Source organism: Roseibium sp. RKSG952 (genome assembly GCF_009711355.1).
This window is the reverse complement of record NZ_SMMF01000565.1, coordinates 1-1,924: the sequence shown is the minus strand read 5'-3', so window position 1 is coordinate 1,924 and position 1,924 is coordinate 1. Positions and strand designations below refer to the sequence as shown.

The window sequence follows — 1,924 nt, the reverse complement described above, 5'->3', positions numbered from 1 at the left end:
CCCTGAAGGAAGGGGTTTGTCGCGCTTCTGGATCAAGAACCGCGTTCGGGCTCCTTGGGGTCGCGTACTCGATTTTCCGGAACTGATGTCTGCACTCCTCCGCCGAGAATCTGGGCTTCGCGGCGCGTTCATCAAACACGGACGTGAAAGATCTGTCGAGATCGCCCGCGTGGCTCCTGCGGCTGTCGAGTTTTCGGACGATCCCTCTGGCTTAGCTGTGATCCACGCCCCGCATGCCGGAATGCGAGGGGTAGTTCTAGAGAAACGAATACTTGCGCCCGCGCTCGAACGGAGTATTCATGCGACGGGTCGTCGAAATAGAAACAAGGCGCCTGGTTGATGTCCGGGCGCCCTGTTTCTTCGGATGCGAGCTGAGGAAATCGCAGCCTTGCCTTGTTGCGATGGGTGCTTTGCCTCCCGCCAGAGAAACCGCCCCGTCGACGAATTCCTAAATATAAGCTAATCGCAAAATTGTCAACACTATTGCTTGGGTCCCGATTGCCTTATGACTCCGGACAATCCGGATCCGAAGCATCTATGAATGCCTTGCGACCATTCATCCATGGTCTCGAGTCCTTTGTGTTTAACGTCTCCCCCTCATCCCTTGTTGGACGAGGAAAGCGTTAACAAATGAGCGTCACTGACAACTAATCGAGTCGCTTATCAAGACTGTCATCCGGGGCAACAGTCTTGACTATTTTTCCGTTGATAGCGCTAAGCATGCCGTAATCTGACCACAAGTATATTTCTGAATCACGACAATTCCTCAAGGCGCGCTCTCGCGAGCGGAGGGCTGATTTCTGCTCTGGTCTCAGTGAATAGTCAGGCGTTTTCGCTCCATCCGAGTCGCCCTGCATAATCAGGACACCCTGTCCTCACAAGGGCCGTCACTCATCGTCACCCAGAATGGGGCTATCCCCTTCAAGGACCGCTTCAACACGATCCTGCAAGTCTCTTGCAGCATCTGCTAATGTCGTTAATCCAGCAGCTTGCAGAGCCTCGACGGCCTCAGCAATTTTATTTGCGGCCTCGTTCATTTTAGCAGTGTCAGTCATCTCAAAATCCTCTATTTATTCGGTAGTTTTCCCGACGCAATCAATTCCGCGCCCCAATTCCGGCGCAGCGTCGAATTGGTAATTCCATACGTTTTTGCAATGGCGTTCATACTCATCGCCGGGTCGGCACAATCTGCCAAAATCTTTGCTGCCTTCTTCGGGTCTTTCTCTTCCCAGAGCTCGCGTTTGGTGATTGCCCCCATCCGCTTGCCGGCTTTCCGAGCCGCCTCCATGCCCTTCCTGGTGCGCTCTGTCGCAAGCTCGCTCTCCATCTCGGTGAAGACAGCCATCTGACGGAGGATCATTCTGCCCATTGCGCTTTTCAGGTCGATTGGCTGGTGAAGACAGATCAATTCTATCCCTTTTTTTTCAAGCCAAGTCACAAACTGCTCGAGCTCAACGAGGTTTCTGCCGAGGCGGTCCAGCTTGGTGACATAGAGCGTATCACCCGGCTGGAGATGCAATTCCAAAAACTCATACTGGTGGCGCTTCATCTCCGCACCAGACGATTTCTCCTCGAAAATTTTGAACAGGCCCAAAGGCGCTAACGCCTGTAACTGGCATCTCGCATCCTCATCATCAGCGCTTGCTCGAGCGTATCCGAAAGACCGAGCTGACCGGTCATATTTGGAGGTATTGTCAGCCAATGATCTAGCCTTCTGCGAATTTCTGAACTGCCTATGTCCTTACTTATTGACAAGGATGGAGTCAAGCAATAATGTTTGATTATAGGTAAAGCAATAAGACAAATTTCACCCTCCCTGTGAGCTGGAGATAAAGGCCCTGTACATGCTAAAACACAACCCCGAAAACCCGGACGCTCAACCACGTGACCACGGTATTGATCCAGAAGCGCGGCAACCCCCTTC

At 52.4% G+C, this 1,924-nt stretch carries 2 protein-coding genes; both read right to left on the bottom strand.

Annotation, left to right across the window (positions count from 1 at the left end; genetic code table 11):
* Positions 1-887 precede the first annotated feature (887 nt).
* A complete protein-coding gene (locus E1297_RS02315; RefSeq protein WP_155133393.1) occupies positions 888-1,055 on the bottom strand; it encodes a hypothetical protein in 168 nt (55 codons plus the stop codon).
* A gap of 11 nt (positions 1,056-1,066) precedes the next feature.
* Complete coding sequence (locus E1297_RS02310; protein WP_155133390.1) at positions 1,067-1,702, bottom strand: recombinase family protein; 636 nt, start codon at positions 1,700-1,702, stop codon at positions 1,067-1,069.
* Between the last annotated feature and the right edge of the window lie 222 nt (positions 1,703-1,924).